Annotated in this window: 23 protein-coding genes and 1 pseudogene; 2 read left to right on the top strand and 22 right to left on the bottom strand. The window is 59.4% G+C overall.

Annotation, left to right across the window (positions count from 1 at the left end):
• The 19 genes from DW49_RS01000000128940 to DW49_RS0125770 form a co-directional block, all read right to left on the bottom strand.
• Positions 1–431 (bottom strand): type IV pilus assembly protein FimV (locus tag DW49_RS01000000128940; RefSeq protein ID WP_032617745.1); only part of this gene is annotated, 431 nt, incomplete at its 3' end.
• A 109-nt stretch (positions 432–540) separates the two neighbouring features.
• Positions 541–1,554, bottom strand: a complete 1,014-nt coding sequence (locus tag DW49_RS0125685) for an aspartate-semialdehyde dehydrogenase (protein ID WP_024420222.1) — start codon at positions 1,552–1,554, stop codon at positions 541–543.
• 85 nt (positions 1,555–1,639) lie between these two features.
• Positions 1,640–2,200, bottom strand: coding sequence for a DUF1285 domain-containing protein (locus tag DW49_RS0125690; protein WP_005619697.1), 561 nt, complete (start codon positions 2,198–2,200; stop codon positions 1,640–1,642).
• A 19-nt stretch (positions 2,201–2,219) separates the two neighbouring features.
• On the bottom strand, positions 2,220–2,822 hold the full coding sequence (locus tag DW49_RS0125695) for a DUF4823 domain-containing protein (protein WP_003381081.1): 603 nt from the start codon (positions 2,820–2,822) through the stop codon (positions 2,220–2,222).
• 123 nt (positions 2,823–2,945) lie between these two features.
• Entirely contained in the window at positions 2,946–3,608 is a 663-nt protein-coding gene (locus DW49_RS0125700) for a TetR/AcrR family transcriptional regulator (RefSeq protein ID WP_003381084.1), read from the bottom strand.
• A gap of 120 nt (positions 3,609–3,728) precedes the next feature.
• Positions 3,729–4,382 carry a LysE family translocator gene (locus DW49_RS0125705; protein WP_005619701.1) on the bottom strand — a complete coding sequence of 218 codons (654 nt, stop codon included), beginning with the start codon at positions 4,380–4,382 and terminating at the stop codon, positions 3,729–3,731.
• Between the two features lie 322 nt (positions 4,383–4,704).
• Positions 4,705–5,490: a TatD family hydrolase gene (locus DW49_RS0125710; protein WP_024420223.1), complete on the bottom strand. Its 786-nt coding sequence runs from the start codon at positions 5,488–5,490 to the stop codon at positions 4,705–4,707.
• A gap of 14 nt (positions 5,491–5,504) precedes the next feature.
• Positions 5,505–5,861 (bottom strand): PilZ domain-containing protein, encoded by a 357-nt coding sequence (locus DW49_RS0125715; RefSeq protein ID WP_003381088.1) that lies wholly within the window; start codon positions 5,859–5,861, stop codon positions 5,505–5,507.
• Between the two features lie 34 nt (positions 5,862–5,895).
• Positions 5,896–6,882 (bottom strand): DNA polymerase III subunit delta', encoded by a 987-nt coding sequence (locus DW49_RS0125720; RefSeq protein WP_005619705.1) that lies wholly within the window; start codon positions 6,880–6,882, stop codon positions 5,896–5,898.
• Positions 6,875–7,507, bottom strand: a complete 633-nt coding sequence (tmk, locus tag DW49_RS0125725; RefSeq protein WP_005619707.1) for a dTMP kinase — start codon at positions 7,505–7,507, stop codon at positions 6,875–6,877. Before tmk ends, DW49_RS0125720 begins: the two co-directional genes overlap by 8 nt.
• A 19-nt stretch (positions 7,508–7,526) precedes the next feature.
• Entirely contained in the window at positions 7,527–8,660 is a 1,134-nt protein-coding gene (mltG, locus tag DW49_RS0125730; RefSeq protein WP_024421529.1) for an endolytic transglycosylase MltG, read from the bottom strand.
• 3 nt (positions 8,661–8,663) lie between these two features.
• Positions 8,664–9,479, bottom strand: a complete 816-nt coding sequence (pabC, locus tag DW49_RS0125735) for an aminodeoxychorismate lyase (RefSeq protein WP_024420225.1) — start codon at positions 9,477–9,479, stop codon at positions 8,664–8,666.
• Positions 9,479–10,723, bottom strand: a complete 1,245-nt coding sequence (gene fabF / locus DW49_RS0125740; RefSeq protein WP_003381094.1) for a beta-ketoacyl-ACP synthase II — start codon at positions 10,721–10,723, stop codon at positions 9,479–9,481. Before fabF ends, pabC begins: the two co-directional genes overlap by 1 nt.
• Positions 10,724–10,837: 114 nt before the next feature.
• Positions 10,838–11,074 carry an acyl carrier protein gene (acpP, locus tag DW49_RS0125745; protein WP_005619712.1) on the bottom strand — a complete coding sequence of 79 codons (237 nt, stop codon included), beginning with the start codon at positions 11,072–11,074 and terminating at the stop codon, positions 10,838–10,840.
• A gap of 191 nt (positions 11,075–11,265) precedes the next feature.
• Complete coding sequence (gene fabG, locus DW49_RS0125750; RefSeq protein WP_003381098.1) at positions 11,266–12,009, bottom strand: 3-oxoacyl-ACP reductase FabG; 744 nt, start codon at positions 12,007–12,009, stop codon at positions 11,266–11,268.
• 15 nt (positions 12,010–12,024) lie between these two features.
• Positions 12,025–12,963: an ACP S-malonyltransferase gene (gene fabD / locus DW49_RS0125755; protein ID WP_017698528.1), complete on the bottom strand. Its 939-nt coding sequence runs from the start codon at positions 12,961–12,963 to the stop codon at positions 12,025–12,027.
• 116 nt (positions 12,964–13,079) lie between these two features.
• Positions 13,080–14,102 carry a phosphate acyltransferase PlsX gene (gene plsX / locus DW49_RS0125760; protein ID WP_024421530.1) on the bottom strand — a complete coding sequence of 341 codons (1,023 nt, stop codon included), beginning with the start codon at positions 14,100–14,102 and terminating at the stop codon, positions 13,080–13,082.
• 4 nt (positions 14,103–14,106) lie between these two features.
• Positions 14,107–14,289: a 50S ribosomal protein L32 gene (gene rpmF / locus DW49_RS0125765; RefSeq protein WP_002552688.1), complete on the bottom strand. Its 183-nt coding sequence runs from the start codon at positions 14,287–14,289 to the stop codon at positions 14,107–14,109.
• 13 nt (positions 14,290–14,302) lie between these two features.
• The gene (locus tag DW49_RS0125770) at positions 14,303–14,830 is read right to left on the bottom strand and encodes a YceD family protein (protein WP_003381104.1); all 528 of its coding nucleotides are present in this window, start codon (positions 14,828–14,830) and stop codon (positions 14,303–14,305) included.
• A 106-nt stretch (positions 14,831–14,936) separates the two neighbouring features.
• Here DW49_RS0125770 and DW49_RS0125775 point away from each other — a divergent pair, with 106 nt between their 5' ends.
• On the top strand, positions 14,937–15,515 hold the full coding sequence (locus DW49_RS0125775) for a Maf family protein (RefSeq protein ID WP_005619722.1): 579 nt from the start codon (positions 14,937–14,939) through the stop codon (positions 15,513–15,515).
• 52 nt (positions 15,516–15,567) lie between these two features.
• On the opposite strand, the gene DW49_RS0125780 is transcribed toward DW49_RS0125775, so the two are convergent.
• The 3 genes and pseudogenes from DW49_RS0125780 to rluC all read right to left on the bottom strand — a co-directional run bounded on the left by DW49_RS0125780 (position 15,568) and on the right by rluC (position 18,199).
• Complete coding sequence (locus DW49_RS0125780; RefSeq protein ID WP_005619723.1) at positions 15,568–16,566, bottom strand: S49 family peptidase; 999 nt, start codon at positions 16,564–16,566, stop codon at positions 15,568–15,570.
• A gap of 23 nt (positions 16,567–16,589) precedes the next feature.
• Positions 16,590–17,253: pseudogene (locus DW49_RS01000000128945) on the bottom strand (HAD-IA family hydrolase).
• Positions 17,243–18,199 carry a 23S rRNA pseudouridine(955/2504/2580) synthase RluC gene (rluC, locus tag DW49_RS0125790; RefSeq protein WP_005619727.1) on the bottom strand — a complete coding sequence of 319 codons (957 nt, stop codon included), beginning with the start codon at positions 18,197–18,199 and terminating at the stop codon, positions 17,243–17,245. The pseudogene DW49_RS01000000128945 and the gene rluC overlap by 11 nt, the downstream one beginning before the upstream one ends.
• 726 nt (positions 18,200–18,925) lie before the next feature.
• Here rluC and rne point away from each other — a divergent pair.
• On the top strand, positions 18,926–22,228 hold the full coding sequence (gene rne / locus DW49_RS0125795) for a ribonuclease E (protein WP_005619730.1): 3,303 nt from the start codon (positions 18,926–18,928) through the stop codon (positions 22,226–22,228).
• Positions 22,229–22,368 lie beyond the last annotated feature (140 nt).

Below are 22,368 nucleotides of genomic sequence, written 5' to 3' on the forward strand. Positions count from 1 at the left end.
GCGGCTGCCGCTGCAGCGGCTTCAGGCGAATACTTCGGCGGGTCGAGCAGAAGGCTGTAGTCACGCACCAACCGGCCATTGGGCCAGAGCACTTGAACCAGAAACTTCACATAAGGGACGCGCACAGGCTTGCTGGACGTAATCCGCAAGACGCTTCTGCCGTTGGGGTTGATCACCGGGGTGAACGTCAGGTCGTTAAGCAGTTCCTGGCGGGAGACACCCAACTGCGCAAAATCGGCCGTGGTTGCAAGGCTCGGCACAACTTGCGCTGCGTTGAGCCCCTGCGCATCGGTCAACTCGATTTCCGCTACCAATGGCTGATTCAGGGTCGACTTGACCGACAATTCCCCGAGCCCCAGCGCCTGCGCCATACCCGATGACAGCGCTGAAGCCGCAGCGATTGCTAATACCAGTTTACGAACCTGAACCATAGCCCATCCCTTGTTTAAAGATTCCCCGACATCCGGAGAGGTAGTCCTGCATTTGGGTGTAAGGCGTGTCGCCGCTTAAACAATCATTCAAATTGTTGCCAAGTATCTTTTACACATAGTCTTTTATCAACAATTCGCCAACCTGCACAGCATTGAGCGCCGCGCCTTTGCGCACGTTGTCGCAGGTCAGCCACAAATTGAGTTGCTCAGGATCATCTGTTCCGGCCCGGACCCGCCCGACGTAGACCACATCCTGACCGACTGCATCGCCAACCGGCGTCGGGTAATCACCCGCATCGACCAGCTCGATCCCGGCAGCGGACTCAAGCGCGGCGTTGACTGCCACCACGTCAACCGGCCCGGCAGTGCGCAGCGCTACCGTGAAACTGTCACCAAAGAAAACCGGCACCTGAATACAGGTGGCCGATACTTTGAGCGAAGGCAGCGCCAACAGTTCGCGTAACTCGTCAACCAGACGTTTTTCCAGCGACAAATGACCCGACTCATCCGGTTTGCCCACTTGGGCGAGTACGTTGAAGGCCATTTGGCGATCAAAAAAGCGGGTTTCCAACGGGCGCACGTTCAGCAGTTCAGTGGTCTGACGCGCCAGCTCACTGACACCTTCACGCCCCAACGCAGACACTGCCAGGCAGGCCGTTACCGCTACAGACTGAATATCGAGCAGCGCGCGCAATGGGGCCAGCGCCAATGCAACCGCCGTGGCAGACGCACTCGGGCTGGCAACCAGGCGGGGCGCGCCGCCGCAAGTGTCCAAAAGCGTAGCATTGATTTCCGGCACGACATTGAGTGCCTGCACGGACGGGAATGCGCCCGAGAGGTCGACTACCGAGCAGCCTGCCGCGATCGCCTTTTCAGCGTAGCTGCGGCTGATGGCCGGGCCTGCGGCAAAAAATGCCAGCCGGACCTGGCTGAAGTCGAATTCATCGACTTCACGCACGCGCACGTTCTTGCCGCGAAACGGCACCGAATGGCCGGCTGATTCGATACTCGCCAGCAGGTGCAGATTGCCCACCGGAAAATGACGTTCTTCCAGAACCTGAACAACGGTTTCGCCGACAGTACCGGTCGCGCCGACTACGGCGATATCAAAGGACTGGCTCATGCAAAAACCTCAGGAAAATCAGGGAGCGGCACTTTAACTGCCGCACTGCCAACAGGCAATTCAAGCGAATAAAAAGCCGTGTATTTCAAGGCTCAAGACCTATTGGAAAGAATACGCCATGACTCCAGACGCCCAGCCACTGCTGCCCGTCGAGTTCACGGGAGACGGCCAGCTCGACCATCTGATAGAAAACGTTGCGATGAATCAGCGCTTCAAGGTTGTTGCGCACATGGATATAAGGTGCCGGTTCCTGAGTGTCGGGGTCGATAAGCACCCGCAACAGATGATCCGGCCCGGCCTCGGCGTGGTCCTCGACATTGGTCGAAAAACGCAGCACCTGCCCTTCCCCCTCGCCCTGCACCTCAAGGCTGACCGCAACAAACGGCGCGTCATCGACCTTGATGCCGACCTTTTCCACCGGGGTAATCAGGAAATAGTCATCGCCGTCGCGACGCATGATGGTGGAGAACAGCCTGACCATCGGCTTGCGACCGATCGGCGTGCCCTGGTAGTACCAGGTGCCGTCGCGGGCGATACGCATGTCGATATCGCCACAGAAATCCGGGTTCCACAGATGCACAGGCGGCAACCCCTTGGTTTTGGGGATCTGCGCAAACAGATCACCTGCCTTGCCTGATTCGGTCATTCTTACTCCTTGACGGGGCTTAACGTTCGACGCCTAACAAGGTACGAGCGTAGTCCTCAAGTGGCGGGCCGAGCAAATCTTCGGGGCTTGTGTCATAAAGCGTCAGCAATCCGCCACGGCTGCGAATGCGCGCGCTGTCGATGAGATAGCGGGTGCTGGTCTCGATCAGCATCAGTTGAATGACACCGCTATCGACGCCCAGGCGATCCACCGCTTCCTGGTCGGACCACTGATCCCCGTTACCGATGCGATCGTCAGCCTTGGCGAAACGGGTGTAGAGCAAATAATGCGCGCCGGCACTGCGCGCCTCGACCATGGCCTCATCCAGCCCCAGCGGCGCACGGGCGCGACGGACCATCGGGAAGTATTCGATAAAGCCTTTGAACGCTTCTTCAGCCACCACGTTAGGGCGCGGGTAAGCCCTGCCAGGCGGCACGAAGGCGCCTTGGGCGATGTAGATGAACGAGTCAGGCTGCACGCGCCAGTTGGCAGTGCGGCGGGTACTGCTGTGGTCGAGCAGACCTGCGTCGCTGAATTGCTCGCGAACACCTTCACCCATGTCACTGACTTTCATGCAGCCGCTCAACGCCAAAAGCGTGAGCAGCAGAATCAGGCTACGCATCATCCCCTCCCAGATGCCGGTGACGGAAAACCGGCGAATGGTCGTCGGATGCAGCTTCCGCGCCATCTCTGACGCGGCCAGCAGCAAAGCCTGGAAGCAGGTGCCATGGACCAGGCTGACGCTTTATTTGATGGCTGGGTCAGGCTTGGGGTCTGCCGGGACGTCGGTGTCGCGCTTGCGCTTGTTGCCCATGCGTACGCCGATGTCCATGAGGAAGTTGAAGAAGCCTTCCTGGTCTTCCAGCACGTTGCTCCAGAACGGCGAGTGGTACAGCGCAACGGCGCCGTGCACCAGCGCCCAGGCGGCACAGTAGTGATAGTAAGGCGGAACGTCTTCAAGCTTGCCTTCGGTAATGCGGCCTTTGATCAGCAGCGTCAGGTGCTCGAAGTTGGAGGCGCGGATCTTGTGCAGCTCCTCGACCAGCTCAGGCACCTGATTGCCCTTGACGACCTTTTCTTCCAGGCGATCAAACAGGCGGTAGCGCTGAGGATCACGCATGCGAAATTCGAAGTAGGCACGCGAAAGCGCCTCTTTGTCCTTGTCGACATCGGCAGAATGCAGCAGCTCATTCAAATCCCGCTCGTAGTCGAGCATCAGGCGCAGGTAGATTTCCGCCTTGGACTTGAAGTGCTTGTAGATGGTGCCTTTGCCAATACCGACGGCGTCCGCAATCATTTCGACAGTGACGCTGTCTTCGCCCTGCTCCAGGAACAGCTTGAGCGCGGTGTCGAGAATTTCCTGCTCACGGCGGCGAAATTCACGGACCTTACGAGGTTCTTTCTGCATAAGGAGGTCTGTCAGGATCGAAATCGAAGCCGGGTATTATGCCCAATCGGCGCTAAATTGCACGGATCATCCATCCTGATCGACCTATACGAACGAATCAGGACGCAAATCGACGCCTTCCTACGAAGCGGGCAACGCAGGTGAGACGGCGACAAATTCCAGGTATCCGCTGACCACGACATAGAGCGTGAAGTAGGCAAAAATCAGCGCCGAGGCAATGTAGGACCAGCGCAACATCTTTTCACCCATAAAACGCCCGCCTTGATGAGCCAGCGCGCACAGCGAGATCGACCAGACGACGCCTGCGGCAACAAACCCGGCGAGAAAGGTCGAGGCGCTGAGCAGATCAGAGCCTTGCCGGGCGATGAGCGCACCGCCGACGGCCGCGAACCAGAGGATGGCGCTGGGTGACGACATCGCCAGAAAGATCCCGCGCAGAAACAGCGAAAGGCTGGATTTTTCCGACTGGACATCCTGATTATCGAGACCGGCACTGACCGTGGTGGCGCTCATGACCATCTTGAAACAAAACCAGGCCAGCACCGCAGTTCCGCCCAGCCAGAGTACGTAGCGCACGGCTTCATACTGGAGCAGCACCGCCATGCCGAGCATGGCCAGAATCGCATACGCCAGATCACCGACGCAGGTCCCCAGCCCCAGCCACAGGCCCTTGGAAAAACCGCGCTGCATCGACAGCGTGATCATGGCGATATTGGCCAGACCTATGTCCAGGCATAACGACAGACTCAACAGAAAACCGTTGGAAAACTCCACCTGACAACTCCGGACAAACGCTGAAAACCCCTGGCGCACCGAATCCCTCGCTGCGCGCTCTCAAGACGCGCATGTGCTTTTCTAGGACTCAAGAAGCGCTTTGGTATTCCAAAACTGTTTAAAAAACGACCAAAAGACACTGGACGACGGGCCGTCCTGAGCAATACTTGTAAACGCTGACGGGTCATATCCCCCAAATGACTCGCCGGTGGAGGTGCCAATGGATCAGCGCACCTTTGTTTTACTCCTAATGGTCTTAACCCGGCTTCACCCCCCCAGAATCCGGGTTTTTTTTGCCTGCGATTTAGCCGCTGTGGGGCAATCAGCGCTGAAGGTGCGCCAACGGGAACAGCCGGGCGAAGTTGGCGGTGGTCTGTTCGGCGAAACGCTCATAGCTTTCGCCGCGCAGCATTGCCAGAAACTCAGCCACTTCACGCACGTATTGCGGCAGATTCGGCTTGCCCCGATAAGGGATCGGGGCGAGATACGGAGAGTCTGTCTCGACCAGCAGGCGATCGGCAGGCACCTGCCTGGCCACGTCACGCAGGGCATCGGCATTGCGAAAGGTGACGATGCCGGAAAGCGAGATGTAATAGCCCATGTCCAGCGCGGCCTTGGCCATTTCCCAGTCTTCGGTGAAACAATGCAGCACGCCTGCCTGGGGCAACGCCGCTTCTCGCAGCAGGCTCAATGTATCGGCGCGCGCGCCACGGGTATGGATGATCACCGGCTTGCCGGTCACGCTGGCCGCTTCAAGGTGCACGCGAAAAGACGCCTGCTGCAGCTCGGCGGCTTCGGGCTCGTAGTGGTAGTCCAGACCGGTTTCACCAATGGCCACCACACGCGGGTGGTCCAGCTCCTTGAGCAACCAGTCCAGCGGCGGCATCTCACCGGGTTTCACGTCCAGCGGATGAATGCCGACCGAGCAGTCGACATCGGCATAGCGATCGGCAAGCGCCTTGACCGCACCGGCGTTGTCGGCACTGACGCCGATGCACAGAAAATGCCCGACACCTCTACCCCGCGCTGCCTCAAGGGCTGCATTCAGGGAGCCGTCGTGCTGGGTGAGATCGAGACGATCGAGGTGACAATGTGAATCTACAAGCATGGGCTGAAAAACAACTACATCGTGTGGGTGGGGCGATCGGACTTGAGAGCACCGACCAGGTGAGTTTCGATCAGGTTGCGTGCGGTGTTGTCGCCGTCATTGAACTGCACGCCGACGCCAGCGGTGCGGTTGCCCTGTGCGCCCTTGGGCGTGATCCAGGTGACGCGCCCGGCTACCGGAACCTTCTCCGGCTCGTCCATCAGGTTGAGCAGCATGAACACCTCATCGCCCAGCTTGTAGCTTTTGCTGGTGGGGATGAACAGCCCGCCATTTCTGATGAACGGCATATAGGCGGCGTACAGCACGGATTTGTCCTTAATGGTCAGGGACAGAATGCCATTACGTGGACCTGTGCTCAGCGGCAAACTCATGACAACACCTCAACGGTTCCGAATACTGCAGAGTCTACGCCTGTCCCGGCAAACCTGCCCATTGCACCAGCAATGCTTCGAGCAGCAATACCCGGTTAAGGTTGGCCTTGGACATGACTTTCTGTCGTTGCGCCAACACCCAGTCCTGAATATCCAGCACCTTGCCGCGTGTCGACTTCTGCGCAAGGTATTGCACAACCTTGCGCATGTCACCCAGACCAAGGCCCTCTTCATCCTGCGTCATCTGATAGCGCAGGATCAAATGCGACCAGTCGCAGAACCAGTCAAACAGCAGCAACAGCGGAATGTCCTTCCAGCCTTCGGCCAATTGGGTCGCCGATTGTTGCTGCTTGAGCAGCTTCTTGACCCCCTCCACCACCAGCGCACGCTGTTCGCGAACGCCTTGAGCATGAAGCGACACCGCCAACAGCGGCGAACCGGCGGCCAGTGTCAGCAGTTCAAAGCGGTCTTCGGCTGTGCAATCAGGCAAGGCGCCGCTCAGCCAGTCCAGGCTCATCTGCTCGCCGGGCAGCGGGCAGGCTTGCTGCACACAGCGACTTTTGACGGTGGGCAACAAGCGGCTTGGCTGATGGCTGACCAGCAGCAGGACGGTATTGCCCGACGGCTCTTCGAGGCTTTTCAGCAGGGCGTTGGCGGCATTGACGTTCATCGCCTCCACCGGTTCGACGAGCACCACCTTGCGCCCGCCCATCTGTGCGGTCTGCACGACAAAGCTGACCAGATCACGCACCTGATCGACCTTGATCGGCTTATCGGCCTCTTCTGGCTCCAGCACGTAATTGTCCGGGTGGCTGCCGGCCATCAGCAACAGGCACGACTTGCAATGCCCGCAGGCCTCAAGCCCTTCGGGTGCCCTGCACAGCAAGCTGGCCATCAGGCGCTCGGCCAATGCCCTTTTGCCGATACCTGCCGGGCCATGCAACAGATAGGCGTGAGCGTGCTGCGCACGACCGGCCATCTGCTGCCAGAGTGATTCCTGCCAGGGGTAGGCCTCAGCCACGTTGCAGCTCCAGCAACTCAGGCAGCAGCTTATCGAGAGAAGCCTGCACGTCAGCCAGACTCTGCGCGGCATCCACCAGGCGATAGCGCGCGGGTTCAGCCTTCGCACGATTCAGGTAGGTACTGCGCACAGCGTCGAAGAAAGCCCGGCCTTCCTGCTCGAAACGATCCAGCCGCCCCCGTGCCGCAGCACGTGACAAGCCGATTTCCACCGGCAGATCGAACACCAGCGTCAGGTCCGGGCGCAGGTCGCCTTGAACAAACTGCTCCAGCGCTGCGATACGCTCGTGAGACAGGCCACGCCCGCCCCCTTGGTAGGCGTAGGTTGCATCGGTGAACCGGTCACACAGCACCACTTCGCCACGCGCCAGCGCGGGACGGATGACCTCAGCCAGATGTTGTGCACGCGCAGCGAACACCAGCAACAGCTCGGTGTCTGCGCTCATGCTCTCATCGCTGGGAGCCAGCAACAGCTCACGAATACGCTCGGCCAGCGGCGTACCGCCCGGCTCGCGGGTCAACAGTACCTGGACACCCTGCGCTCGCAGTTGCGTCGCCAGATAGTCGCGATTGGTGCTTTTGCCTGCACCTTCCGGACCTTCAAGAGTGATAAACAAGCCAGTCACAGGTCATCCTTAGTCATCATCATTGCGTATCCGGCTCGGACTGCGGGGCATCCGGTGCAGTCACGGGCTCGGGTGGTGAAGCAGGCGAATCGGCGGCCGGTGCCGGTGCCGGTGCCGCAGCAGGCACGGGGCTCGAGCGGTAATCGGCACGGCGCTTGAGCTGGTAATCCCGCACAGCCGAATTGTGCGCATCCAGATCGTCAGAAAACACATGGCTACCGTCGCCCTTGGCGACGAAATACAGGCTGCTGCCCGCCACCGGGTTGAGCGCCGCATGAATAGCCTCGCGCCCCACCAGCGAAATCGGTGTCGGCGGCATACCGGCTATCACGTAGGTATTGTAGGGCGTGGGCTCTCTGAGATTGGCGCGGGTCAACTTGCCGTTGTAGCGCTCGCCCATGCCATAGATCACGGTCGGGTCGGTCTGCAATTGCATGCCCAGCTTCAAACGACGCACGAACACGCCTGCAATCTGCCCGCGCTCCTGAGGCACACCGGTTTCCTTCTCGACCATCGACGCCATGATCAGGGCTTGATAAGGGTTGGAATAAGGCGCTTCTGACGACCTGGCCTGCCACTCCTCATCCAGCACTTCTTCCAGGCGGTTATAGGCCTGCTTGAGCAGTTCGGCATCGGTCATGCCGCGCACGTAGCGATAGGTGTCGGGGAAGAAGCGGCCTTCGGGGAACACATCGGGATGACCGATTTTCGCCATCAACTCACTGTCGGACAGCCCCGCGAGCGTTTGATCGAGCTTGGCCTGTTTGGCCAGCGCAGCGCGAACCTGACGGAAATTCCAGCCTTCAACCAGCGTCAGGCTGTACTGCACGACCTCCTTGCGCTTCCAGACATCGAACAGTGCGTTGACGTCCATGCCCGGCACCATGCGGTATTCACCACTGTGCAGGGGTTGTCCGGAAAGGTTGAAACGCCAGTAAAGGCGCAGCCATAAGGCGTCCTTGATCACACCATCGGCTTGCAAGCGGTTGAGAACGCCGGTTGGCGTGGAGCCGGCCGGGACATCGAGCAATTGCTCCTGAGCCACCTTGAGCGGCTGGTTCAACGCCTCTTTCTGCTGCCAGAAAGCAAAGCCGAGCAGCAGGACCGCCAGAACGATGGCAGTTTCCAGCAACACCAATAATTTTCGGATCACGAATCAGATATCCAGAAGGGCGCGAGCGATGCCTTGCAGTTTACGGGTGAGCGGACCAACCGGCCAGTTCAGCACTGCAAACCTGCACACCGGCCAGACGCCGTAGACGCTGTTGCACAGAAACACTTCGTCCGCCGCTTCGAGGTCGGACAAGTGCAAGTCACGGATATCGACAGCCAGACCCAGTTTTCGTGCCTGATCGAGCAACTCGGCGCGCATCACGCCTGCGACTCCGCAACGGCTCAGGTCAGCGGTCAACAAGCGCCCGGCGCTGACCAGAAACAGGTTGCTGTAGACACCTTCGATCAGCCGCCCGGAGGTGTCGCACATCAACCCCTCGGCGTGTTCGCTGTCGCTCCATTCGGAACGCGCCAGCACCTGTTCAAGGCGATTCAGGTGTTTGAGCCCGGCCAGCAACGGCTGCTCGGCCAGACGGGTCTGGCAGGCAAACAGGCGCACGCCCTGCTCGGCATGCGCAACCGGGTAAGCCGGTGCGGGGCTGCCCAGCAGAATTCGACGTGGTTGGGTATCGGGAGCCGGGGCATAACCGCGCTGGCTGTCGCCACGGGTGAGAATCAGTTTCATGACCCCGTCGCCAAGCTCGGCGGCGAAACGGGTCATTTCTGTGCGGACCAGCACCTGATCGATTGCAATCGCCAGGCGCTGGCAGCCGTTTTCGAGACGCTGCAAGTGACGCTCAAGAAGCAATGGCTGACCGGCCTTGACGGCGACGGTTTCAAACACTCCGTCACCGTACGCCAACCCCCTGTCCTTGACAGACAGGGTGTCTGCGCAGCAGCCATCAACCCAGGCGAGCATTACTCGGCGAACCGACGAAACACCAGCGAGCCATTGGTGCCACCGAACCCGAAGGAGTTCGACAGAACCACATCAATCGGCATCCGGCGCGCTTCGTGAGGCACGAAGTCAAGGTCGCAGCCTTCGCTCGGTTCATCCAGGTTGATGGTCGGCGGAGCCACCTGATCAACCATTGCCAGCACGCTGAAGATTGCCTCGACCGCACCGGCAGCCCCCAGCAAGTGGCCGGTCATCGACTTGGTCGAGCTGACCGCCAGCTTGTAGGCGTGATCGCCGAACACGGACTTGATCGCAGATGCCTCGGCCAGGTCGCCGGCAGGAGTCGACGTACCGTGTGCGTTGATATACTGCACCTGATCCGCATTGACCTTGGCATCACGCAGGGCGTTGACGATGCAGCGTGCGGCACCGGCGCCGTCATCAGGCGGGGAGGTCATGTGATAGGCATCGCCACTCATGCCAAACCCGACCAGTTCGGCATAGATGGTCGCGCCGCGCGCCTTGGCGTGCTCGAGTTCTTCAAGCACCATCGCACCGGCACCGTCGGACAGCACGAAACCGTCACGGCCTTTGTCCCACGGGCGACTGGCACGTGTGGGGTCGTCGTTGCGGGTCGACAACGCGCGCGCAGCGCCGAAGCCGCCCAGACCGAGGCCACAGGCTGCCATTTCAGCACCACCGGCAATCATCACGTCAGCTTCGTCGTAGGCGATGTTGCGCGCCGCCATGCCGATGCAGTGAGTCGCGGTCGTGCACGCTGTTGCGATGGCGTAGTTAGGCCCCTGTGCACCCAGATGGATAGACAGGAAACCGGAAATCATGTTGATGATCGAGCCTGGCACAAAAAACGGAGAAATCCGCCCTGGCCCCTGCTCATGCAGCAGACGACTGCTGTTTTCGATGTTGGTCAGACCACCGATGCCCGAACCCATTGCCACGCCGATGCGCTCACGGTTTGCATCAGTGACTTCAAGGCCGGCATTACGCACCGCCTGAAAGCTGGCTGCGAGGCCGTACTGAATGAAGAGATCGAGCCGACGCGCTTCTTTGGGCGCCAGGTATTCTTCGACATTGAAGCCCTTGACCGAACCGCCGAAACGGGTGGTGAAGGCTGACAAGTCCGTGTGCTCGATAAGGCCAATGCCACTGCGGCCCGCCAGAATGCCTTGCCAACTGCTGGGCACGTCATTGCCCAGTGGCGAAAGCATGCCCATCCCGGTGACCACGACGCGTCTACGCGACACAGGACTCTCCTTCTCTCTTGTTTACAGAACAATCACAGCGTTTTTTAAAGAAAAAACCGCACGCCGGTTAAAGCAGTGCGGTTTTCCCGTGACAGCAGTCAGCGATTACAAATCTTAAGCCTGATGGCTGTTGACGTAGTCGATTGCTGCTTGAACGGTCGTGATCTTTTCCGCTTCTTCGTCAGGGATTTCGGTCTCGAATTCCTCTTCCAGAGCCATTACCAGCTCAACGGTGTCCAGGGAGTCAGCGCCCAGGTCTTCAACGAAAGAAGCAGTGTTGACAACCTCTTCTTGTTTGACGCCAAGTTGCTCGGCAACGATTTTCTTGACGCGCTCTTCGATGGTGCTCATACCTAGTTTTAACTCCTAGTGGAAATGTTCAGGCATCTGGCCAGTGGGTAAGTGTATAGAAGAGGTTTTGCGAATTTCAAGCTTAACGCTCTCCCCTTATGCCCAACCGTACCTTCACCCATTCATAGATTGCAGCTTTATAACGGATTTTAGACAAAATCGTATGACATTTTTTTGAAACAGATGCCACATCAGCTCATGTACATGCCGCCGTTGACCGGGATTGTAGCCCCGGTAACGTAGCCTGCGCCTTCGGAAGCAAGAAAAGCGACTACGTGTGCAATCTCTTCTGCCTGCCCCAGACGGCCCAGGGGTATCTGGGTAATCAGTGATTCACGCTGAGCCTCTGGCAGCTCACGCGTCATGTCGGTGTCGATGAAACCTGGTGCAACCGAGTTCACGGTCACTGCACGCGACCCGACTTCACGGGCCAAGGCCCTGCTGAAACCTTCCAGCCCGGCCTTCGCGGAAGCATAGTTTACTTGACCGGCGTTGCCCATGGCACCCACAACCGAACCAATGCTGATAATTCGTCCCCAACGCGCTTTGGTCATGCCGCGAAGAACGCCCTTGGAAAGACGGAAAAGGCTGTTCAGGTTGGTATTGACGACATCGTACCATTCGTCATCTTTCATGCGCATCACCAGATTATCACGGGTGATACCGGCATTATTGACCAGAATCAACGGTGCGCCTACGCGCTCCTGAATGGTCGACAGAACAGAACTCACAGACTCTGCATCGCAGACATCCAGCATCAGGCCAAAGCCTTCGATGCCGTTTTCCTTGAACGTTGCGCTGATGCGCTCGGCGCCGGACTCGGAGGTCGCAGTGCCTACAACGACCGCACCATTGCGTCCCAACTCAAGCGCAATGGCTTGACCAATACCGCGACTGGCACCGGTTACCAGTGCAACTTTACCTTGAAGGCTCATACAGGCGTCTCCTAATCAGGCCAGTGCCGCGCGTGCGGCGGCAAAGGCATCCGGGGTGTCAAGGTTGTAAGTAATCACGCCTTCGGCGCAACGCTTGTTCAAACCTGCCAGCACTTTACCAGGGCCGCATTCCACCAACTGCGTCGCACCCTGGCTTGCCAGAAATTGAATGGATTCAACCCAGCGTACCGGCTTGTACAACTGTTCAAGCAAATCGCGCTTGAGTGTCGCCAGATCGCTGACAGCGCTGGCGCTGACGTTCTGCACCAGAGCAATTTCCGGCGCTTGCCAGTCAATCGCTTCGATGGACTCGGCAAAACGCTCGGCAGCCGGGCGCATCAGCTCGCAATGCGAAGGCACGCTGACCGGCAACGGCAAGGCGCGCTTGGCGCCACGGGCCTTGCACAACTCCATGGCGCGCTTGACCGCTTCGGCGGAACCGGCAATGACCACCTGACCCGGCGAGTTGAAATTCACGGCACTGACGACTTCACCCTGCGCCGCTTCGGCGCAGGCGGCGATGACGTCGGCGTCATCAAGACCCAGAATGGCTGCCATGCCGCCCTGACCGGCCGGCACCGCTTCCTGCATCAACTGGCCGCGACGCTCGACGAGCTTCACGGCATCGGCCAGGCTCAGGCTTTGCGCAGCAACCAGCGCGCTGTATTCACCCAGGCTGTGACCGGCAACGAACGCAGGAACCGCACCGCCCTCGGCCAGCCATACATGCCACAAGGCGATGGAAGCGGTCAGAATGGCAGGCTGGGTCTTGTCGGTCTGATTGAGCAGCTCGGCCGGGCCGCTTTGGGTCAACGCCCACAGGTCGTAGCCAAGGGCCTCGGACGCTTGCTCGAACGTATCGAGAATCAACGGATGCTGCGCGCCTTGCTCGGCGAGCATGCCGAGTGATTGCGATCCTTGACCCGGAAAGACGAATGCGAGGGATGCAGACATTTGACAAGCCTCTGAATTATTGTCGCCAAAATGAGCGTCCGGACACGCCGAACGCAGGAATTCGATTTTACATGACTGATCGGTTGGATGACTGACCAGTCTGATGCGTCACATTTTCAGGTTCGGCCGTCCGCGAACATCGCTTCAAGCCGCCCCTTCAGTCGCTGCGGCAGGCCTTCGCGTGATTCGACGATCGCTCGCTGAATCGCACTCTGAAAGCCTGCAACACTGGCAGAGCCATGACTTTTCACCACAACCCCCTGCAACCCGAGCAGACTTGCGCCGTTATGGCGGGCAGGCGCCAGATCGGTCTGCAGCCGCCTGAGCAATGGCAAAGCCAGCGCTCCGACCGCCCTGCTCAGCAGGTTGCGATTGAACAACGCATCGATTCTGGCAGCAATCATCGCTGCCAGACCTTCGCTCGACTTGAGCAGCACGTTACCGACAAAGCCGTCACACACCACCACATCTGCCTCCCCGCGATACAACCCGTCACCTTCAACGTAGCCAATGTAGTTGAGCGCGGTGGCGGCCTGCAAAAGACCAGCAGCCAGCTTGACCTGCTGATTGCCCTTGATGTCTTCCGTACCCACGTTGAGCAAGGCAACCCTGGGTTTTGTAACGCCCAGCGTCTCGGCCAGTACAGAACCCATCACCGCGAACTGATAGAGCGCCTCGGCGCTGCAATCGACATTCGCCCCCAGGTCCAATAGCTGACAGTGACCGGTCCGGGTAGGAATGGCCGCGATCATCGCGGGCCGGTCGATTCCGGGCAAGGTCTTGAGCACGTAGCGGGACAGCGCCATCAGCGCACCGGTATTGCCGGCACTGACACACGCCTGGGCCTGACCGCTGGCGACCAGTTCAAGGGCAACGCGCATGGAAGAATCGGATTTGGAACGCAGGGCCTGAGACGGACGCTCGTCCATGGCAATGCTTTCAGTGGCATTAACGACGCGCAGGCGCGAGCGATCCACAGCAGCATGGGAAGCGATCAGTTCTTCAATAAGGGAGGCTTGGCCGACAAGGACCAGATGCAGCGAGGGTGTAGCTGTCAGGCACGCAAGGCTTGCCTGAACAATGTTGCGGGGACCGAAGTCCCCGCCCATTGCGTCGATCGCGATGATCGGAGCGGACAAGAAATTACTCGTCAGCGCCCTTGTCGATCACTTTACGACCACGGTATACGCCTTCTGGCGATACGTGGTGACGCAGGTGAATTTCACCAGTGGTCTTTTCTACCGACAGAGTGCTTGCCTCAAGAGCGTCGTGCGAACGACGCATGTCACGGGCAGAGCGGGATTTTTTGTTCTGCTGAACAGCCATAATTGATTAACTCCTAAACGTTTGGGTCACGCTTTAACTGCGCCAATACACTGAACGGGTTGGACCGCGTTACCTCGTCCACGCTCGGTTCGGGCTCATCGAGACCCGCCGGTTGCTGGCATTCTTCAGGATGATGAGCAGGCACAATGGGCAAGGCGAGCAATAGCTCCTCCTCGATCAATGCCAGCAGATCCAAAGGATCTTCGCCCAGTTCCAGCACGTCATAACCTTTCGGTAACGACTGGGTGTTCGCACCCTCTTTCACCACGGCATAACTGCACTCGCTGTGGATCGGCAGGGTGACCAGCTCAAGACAACGCTGGCAGACCATCTTGACCGAGACGTCTATCGAACTGTGGATAACCACTGATCGGCGTTCGTCACGCTCAAAAATGAATTTCGCCTGCACCGTACCGACAGTGTCGGCAAGCGGGTCGCAGAGTCTCTTCAAATCGCCCAGCAGCACTTCACCCTGAAGGGTAGTGCCGCGATCAGACAATTTGCGCGGGTCAACGTGAGATGGAATCGGGTCATTCAACATAGGCGCAGCATTCTAGGGATGCCCCCTTGGCATGTCAAAGGAAATTCAGGTCTGTTCGTCACTCTGGCCACTCTTTAGAATCAACACTCAGCCTACGGAGAACCGCATGCCATCCCTGCTCCTTGCTTCCAGCTCCCCCTACCGCCGCGAACTGCTGACCCGACTGCGCCTGCCGTTCACCTGCAAGTCGCCGGATATCGATGAAAGCCATCGCCCCGGCGAGGCCGCGCACGACCTTGTGCAGCGTCTTGCCCGCGAGAAAGCCCAGGCACTCGCAGGCGAGTATCCAGGGCATCTGATCATTGGTTCCGATCAGGTCGCCGTGCTCGACGGACAGATACTGGGCAAGCCGCATACGTTCGAGCGAGCCCTGGAACAACTGACCGCCGCCAGCGGCACCCGCGTGACGTTTCTGACCGGCCTCGCCCTGCTCAATAGTTCGACAGGCGAATGCCAGGTGGACTGCGTGCCTTTTACGGTGCACATGCGCGAACTCGACCAGGCCAGCATCGAACGCTACCTGCGCGCAGAAGAGCCTTACGATTGCGCTGGCAGCTTCAAGGCTGAAGGCCTGGGGGTCAGCCTGTTTCGCAGCACAGAAGGTGCTGACGCAACGAGCCTGATCGGCCTGCCACTGATTCGCCTGGTGGACATGCTAATAAAGGAAGGCGTAAGCGTCCCTTGAGCGCAGACAAAGAACCCGACCATTGGTCGGGTTCCGTCCAGCTCGCTAACAATCAGCGCAGGCTTGGCCCACCAAAGCCGACAAGCATGGCAATTCGCTCGGCAATACTGGTACCCAGCTTTTTCGAAAAACGATCGAAAGGCGACTCTTCGACGGTGTACTCGACGATGTCCTTCTCTTTGATCACTTCTCGCGCCACATAACTGGCACTGCCCAGGCCATCGACCAGACCCAGCGCCACGGCCTGCTCGCCGGTCCAGATCAACCCGGAAAACATCTCTGGATGATCCTTGTCTTTCAGGCGATCACCGCGGCCCTGCTTGACGCTGGCAATGAACTGGCGATGAGTGGTGTCCAGCACGCTCTGCCAGAACTGCGTTTCATCGGCCTTCTGCGGCTGGAAAGGATCTAGAAACGCCTTGTGCTCGCCCGACGTATAGGTACGGCGATCAACACCCAGCTTTTCCATGGCGCCGACAAAGCCGAAACCGGCTGCCGTTACACCGATAGAACCCACCAGACTGGCCTTGTCGGCATATATCTGATCGGCGGCGCTGGCAATGTAATAAGCACCTGAGGCGCCCAGATCGGTAATGACGGCATACACCTTGATATTCGGTTTCTCGGCACGCAGACGACGGATCTCGTCATAGACGTAGCCTGACTGCACAGGGCTGCCGCCGGGGCTGTTGATACGCAGAATCACACCTTTGGTCTTCTCATCCCCAAACGCGTCGCGCAGTGCCGTGGTAATGTTTTCGGCACTGGCCGATTCCTTGTCGGCGATCACGCCCTGCACATCGATCAGTGCAGTGTGACTGGAACGGCGAGATGCACCGCCTTCAAAGTTCAGCATCGGCAAGACGATCGCCACAAACAGAAACGCGACCGTCAGCAACTTGAAGAAAATCCCCCAGCGGCGTGCACGTCGTTGCTCCTGCACGCTGGCCAGCAGCGTCTTTTCAAGAAGCTTCCAGCTTTTGGCCTCTTCCCTGCTCTCAATGGCCTCGTCCGCTTTTTGCGAGACAGGCGCTTTCCATTCGTCAGACATGCTTCACTCACCCTCACAGAAAACTAGACGCTGCGCCTGTTCAGCCAGGTGCGCAGCTCGGAAAAATGCTCGATGGCCAGACGCGGACCGAATTCACGTAATGAGTCCAGCGGCTGCGCGCCATAGCCCACCGCGACCGAATCCATACCTGCGTTGCGTGCCATCAACAGATCGAACGATGCATCACCAATCATCAGCGAACGCTGCGGCACCACGCCACAGTGCGCCATGATCTCGTTGAGCATCAATGGATCAGGCTTGCTGGCCGTCTCGTCGGCGGCCCGCGTGATATCAAAATAGTCCAGCCAGCCGTTGGCTTTCAGCACCCGATCAAGACCGCGCCGCGCCTTGCCGGTGGCGACCGCCAGACGATAGCCGTCTTCACGAAACGCCAGCATCGACTCCACAACGCCGTCGAACAGGGGCGAAGGCTCGTTATCCATCGCCATGTAGCTGTCAGCATAGTGCTGGCGGAACTCAACCAGATGGCTGTCACTGATCTGCGGATAAAGGGTGCGAATCGCTTCAGGCAACCCAAGACCGATAATACCCTTGATGGCCGAGCCGTCGCGGACCTCAAGCCCCCCCTTCGACCGCCGCTGCCCGCATGGACAGAACAATTCGCCCGACCGAATCGGCAAGCGTGCCGTCCCAGTCGAAAATCAACAGATCGTAATCACGTTGCACTCAGACGCTCCACTGTCTTTGCCCACATCTCGTCGACGGGTGCTTGCACATTCAATTTGCTGCCATCAGGCATCGGCACGGTCAGCATATAGGCATGCAGAAACAGGCGCTTGCCGCCCAGATCGCGAATCTCGCGACTGAAACTCTCGTCACCGTACTTGGTGTCGCCCGCGATGGCATGACCGGCGTGCAGCGTGTGCACGCGGATCTGGTGAGTACGCCCGGTCACCGGCTTGGCCTCGACCATCGTGGCGAAGTCGCCGAAACGACGCAGCACCTTGAAGAGCGTCAGCGCCTCCTTGCCTTCCTCGTTGACTTCGACCATCCGCTCGCCGGAGCGCAGGTTGCTCTTGAGCAATGGCGCGCGCACCTGCTTTTGCGCCGTGGCCCAGTTGCCGCGAACCAGTGCCATGTAGCGTTTGTCGACGCCGTCGCCACGCAGGGCTTCATGCAGGTGACGCAGCATGCTGCGCTTCTTGGCAATCATCAGCAGGCCCGAGGTGTCGCGATCGAGGCGATGCACCAGCTCAAGCTCCTTGGCGTCCGGGCGCAACTGGCGGAAGGCTTCGATCACGCCGAAACTGAGGCCGCTGCCACCGTGCACGGCAATGCCCGCAGGCTTGTTGAGCACGATCAGCGCCTTGTCTTCGTAGACAATCGCCGCCTCGAGGCGCTGCAACAGGGCCTGCGCAACCGGCACAGGCTCGTCGCGCTCAGGCACGCGCACAGGGGGAATGCGCACGATATCGCCTGCCTGCAACTTATATTCGGGCTTGATCCGGCCCTTGTTCACACGCACTTCGCCTTTGCGCAAAATGCGGTAAATCAAGGTCTTGGGCACACCCTTGAGATAAGTGATCAGAAAATTATCGATGCGTTGACCGGCAAGTTCCGGCGCAACCTCAACCAGCTGAACGCCGGGGGTTGGAGGGGCAATATTCGTCATGCGGCAAATCATAACAATTTTTTATGGATTTGAAGCACTTAATGATTGCTGCTATAGTCGCGAACGCCGCCAAAAGCGGCCGGACAGCGGACCAACGGTTGACAACCGGCCCTGACCAACGCAATTCACAAGGACGGGAGGCCGTCCTACGCAGTGTTCGGTGACAACGGAGCACGCTGGAAACGTAACAAGCGCAGGTGACATGAGGCCGGAAACACGCCTGATCGCAGAGCAGACAGCTCGCGACCAGTGCGGACAGTTCATGGCCAGTTCACAAAGTGCAGTCGCTTCCAGACGCTACGGGCGAATGCTTCGGGAACAACGCCTCAAGCCATGATGCGCGACCTTCCCTATCGAAGATCGCGGTAAATGCCAACCCGCTGCGGATTCTGCGCGCGGCAGCACCCGAATTATCAGGGATACGTGTAGGGTGGAGACGCACAACCATCGGACTGTGTAGCACAAGGCTTGTTTTAGACGCTTCATCTCGTCCGCTACCGATGGTCGATTCCTCCTCCTGACAAAGCTTTTGCTGAAAAGGGTGTCTTATGCCACCACAGCAAGCAGGAAACGTCGTCGCGACCCTCCGCCCCCTCTGGGCGAGGACCTCGCTAGACACTGGAGTGGCCAACCACTCCTGACGCGCCCTGACACCGACCGTGAGAAGTCGTGTGTGCCGAACGCCGTTTCCGGCAGCCCGGAAACCGACGGTACTACATGAAAAGAATGCTGATTAACGCAACTCAACCCGAAGAGTTGCGTGTTGCACTGGTAGACGGCCAGCGCCTCTACGACCTGGACATCGAGTCAGGTGCACGCGAGCAGAAGAAGGCCAACATCTATAAAGGCCGGATCACTCGTATCGAACCCAGCCTTGAGGCTGCCTTTGTCGATTTCGGCTCTGAGCGCCACGGCTTTCTGCCCCTCAAGGAAATCTCCCGCGAGTACTTCAAGAAAGCCCCTGACGGCCGCGTCAACATCAAGGACGTCCTGAGCGAAGGCCAGGAAGTCATCGTTCAGGTCGAGAAAGAAGAACGTGGCAACAAGGGCGCAGCCCTGACCACTTTCATCAGCCTTGCCGGCCGTTACTTGGTCCTGATGCCGAACAACCCTCGCGCCGGTGGCATCTCGCGCCGCATCGAAGGCGAAGAACGCAACGAACTGCGGGAAGCGCTGAACGGCCTGATCGCTCCAGCCGACATGGGCCTGATCGTTCGCACTGCCGGCCTTGGCCGCAGCAGCGAAGAAATGCAATGGGACCTCGATTACCTGCTGCAACTGTGGACCGCCATCAAGGAAGCGTCCCTGGATCGTTCGGCGCCTTTCCTGATCTACCAGGAAAGCAACGTCATCATCCGCGCCATCCGCGATTACCTGCGCCAGGACATCGGCGAAGTCCTGATCGACAGCGTCGAAGCCCAGGAAGAAGCCCTGACCTTCATCCGCCAAGTGATGCCGCAGTACGCCAGCAAGATCAAGCTGTACGAAGACAGCGTTCCGCTGTTCAACCGTTTCCAGATCGAAAGCCAGATCGAAACCGCCTTCCAGCGCGTTGTCGAACTGCCTTCCGGTGGCTCCATCGTTATCGATCCGACCGAAGCCCTGGTGTCCATCGACATCAACTCGGCGCGCGCCACCAAAGGCAGCGACATCGAAGAAACCGCCCTGCAGACCAACCTTGAAGCGGCTGAGGAAATCGCCCGTCAATTGCGTCTGCGTGACATCGGCGGCCTGATCGTCATCGACTTCATCGACATGACGCCGGCCAAGAACCAGCGCGCAGTGGAAGAAAAAGTCCGCGAAAGCCTCGAAGCCGACCGTGCCCGTGTTCAGGTCGGTCGCATCTCGCGCTTCGGTCTGCTGGAAATGTCCCGTCAGCGTCTGCGCCCATCGCTGGGTGAAAGCAGCGGCATCGTCTGCCCACGCTGCAACGGCACCGGCATCATCCGTGACGTCGAATCGCTGTCGCTGGCCATCCTGCGCCTGATCGAAGAAGAAGCCCTGAAAGACCGTACTGCAGAAGTACGTGCTCAGGTGCCGATCCCGGTCGCCGCGTTCCTGCTCAACGAGAAGCGCAACTCGATCACCAAGATCGAACTGCGCACCCGTGCGCGCATCATCATTCTGCCGAACGACCAGCTCGAAACGCCGCACTTCGAGGTTCAGCGTCTGCGTGACGACAGCCCGGAAGCGCACAACAGCCAGACCAGCTACGAGATCGCCGCTGCCGCTGCCGAAGTGGAAGAAATTGCCCCACTGGCCGCAGCAACACGCACTCTCGTTCGCCAGGAAGCCGCCGTCAAGACTGCCCCGGCACGTGCCAACGCACCTGTTCCGGTGGAAGTCGCAGCGCCTGTTCCAACGCCTGCGCCTGTCGTTCACGAGCCAAGCCTGTTCAAGGGCCTGGTGAAATCGCTGGTCAGCCTGTTCGCGACCAAGGAAGAGCCTGTTGTTGCACCGGCTGTGGTTGAAAAACCTGCTGCCGAACAGCGCCCGGCCCGTAACGAAGAGCGTCGCAACGGTCGTCAACAAAGCCGTGGCCGCAACAACCGTCGTGACGAAGAGCGCAAGCCTCGTGAAGAGCGCGCGCCCCGCGAAGAGCGTGCAGAACGCGCACCGCGCGAAGAACGTGCACCGCGTGAAGAGCGCGCCGTTCGCGAGCCTCGTGAAGCCCGTGAAGAGTCAGCGCCACGCGAAGAACGTCCGGCCCGTACATCCCGTGAGCGCAAGCCACGTGAAGCCCGTGAAGATCGCCCGGTCCGTGAACTGCGCGAACCTCTGGACGCAGTCGCCACCACAGCCCAGGCCGGTCCAGCCGTGAACCTGGCTCGTGAAGAGCGTCCTGAGCGCGCTCCACGCGAAGAACGCCAGCCGCGCGCATCTCGTGAAGAACGTCAACCACGCGCCGAACAGGCTGCGGTTGCCGTGAGCGAAGAAGAGGAAGTGCTGCTCAACGACGAACAGTCCAACGACGACAATCAGGATGGCAACGATGGCAGCGAAGGTGATCGTCCTCGCCGCCGTTCCCGTGGTCAGCGTCGTCGCAGCAACCGTCGCGAGCGTCAGCGTGATGCCAACGGCAACGTGATCGAAGGCTCTGAAGAGAACGGTTCGGAAGAAAACGGCTCTGAAGAAACCGCTAATGACGAAGACAACAGCGCCACCGATCTGTCGGCGGGCCTGGGCTTCACCGCTGCAGCAGTGGGCGGAGTAATCAGCGCCACTGCCGAAGCCGATGCGCACCAGCAGGCAGAGCGCGCAAACAGCACCACCGAAAGCGCTCCAGTCGCAGAACCTGTGCAACAGGCTGCTGTTGCCCATGCTCCTGTTGTCGAAGCACCTACGGTCGAAGCACCGGTAGCTGAAACATCGGCAGTTGAAACGCCAGCACCTCAAGCACCGGCTGCAGAGCAGACGGTCGAAGTGCCTGCTGTGGAAGCGCCGGTTGCAGACGATGCTCCGGTTGTCCAGCCTGCTCCGGAAGTGGAAGTTCAGCCTGCAGCGGTCGAAGCCCCGGCTATTGCCGCGCAGACCGAGCTGTTCGAAGCCCCTCACGCCGAGCGCGTCGTGCCGTTCACGCCAACGCCTGTACCTGCGCCACAAGCGCCGGTCGAAGCAGCGGCGCATGAGGAAGTGCCAGCCACTGAATCATCCGAACTGCCAACGCCGGTCGAGGCACCTGCTGCTGAGCCTGCTGCGTTTGTGAAAGAAGAGCCTGCGCCTTACATCGCGCCTCAAGCCGCTGTCGAGGAACAAGCATCTGCACCAGCAGAGCAGGAACCAGTGATCGTCGAAACACCGGCTGTACCGGTCAGCAGCACCGGCCGTGCACCGAACGATCCACGTGAAGTTCGTCGCCGCAAGCGCGAAGAAGAAGCACGCCGTCAGCAGGAAACAACTGCTGCCAGCGCGCAAGCAGAATCGGCCCAGGCTACCGAGGAAAAGACCGACGTAGCGGCAACTGAGCAACCTGCAGTTCAGGCGCACCATGAAGCCGAGAAAGAAACCGAGCCTAAACCTCTCGTTTAATCCCGGCCCATGAAAAAGCCCCGCCTGTGCAGACAGGCGGGGCTTTTTTACGTCTGTGACTCAGGGAAACACATCGACTGCAGGAGCGGACCGGGCGACGCTTCGCTTGTCCGCGAACTATCGCAAAGATCGGAAGAGCG

The sequence above is a fragment of the Pseudomonas avellanae BPIC 631 genome, assembly GCF_000444135.1.
Classification (GTDB): domain Bacteria; phylum Pseudomonadota; class Gammaproteobacteria; order Pseudomonadales; family Pseudomonadaceae; genus Aquipseudomonas; species Aquipseudomonas avellanae.